The 442-nt window shown below is 74.4% G+C and carries 1 pseudogene; it reads right to left on the reverse strand.

The window, feature by feature from the left end:
* Positions 1-442: pseudogene (locus ACYQ0J_RS00780) on the reverse strand (metal-dependent hydrolase); the annotation flags it as partial.

A 442-nucleotide genomic window follows, 5' to 3' on the forward strand; every position in this document is an offset into this window, starting at 1 on the left:
GGGCGGGCCTCCCCGGTGACCCAGACCCTCCGGGCGGACCGGGGGAGGGCCTGCAGGAGGTCGGCGAGAAGCCTCCCCGAGAGGTCCAGCCGCCACTCCCTGAGGACCTGGGGCCTCCCCCGGACCATGCGCACCCGGTAGGCCACCACCTGGCCGTCCCGGCTCACCGCCAGGGTGCGGCCCAACTCGTCCTCAACCAGAACCCCTTCCCGCCCCAGGGCCTCCACCACCAGGAAGCGCCCCTCCACGGGCTCCTGGGTCTCGCGGTTGAAGCCCCTCACCTCGGCCCAGACCTCCCAGCGGCCCCGCCAGTCCAGGTAGTCCAGCACGGCCACCTCCGGCGTCCCCACCAGGTGGCGGAAGGCGGAGGCGAAGCCCTGGCCCGAGAGGGGCCAGAGGGCGAAGCCGGAGAGGGCGAGGAAGAGGGCCAGGGTGGCCTCCT

The sequence above is a fragment of the Thermus sp. FJN-A genome, from assembly GCF_054655095.1.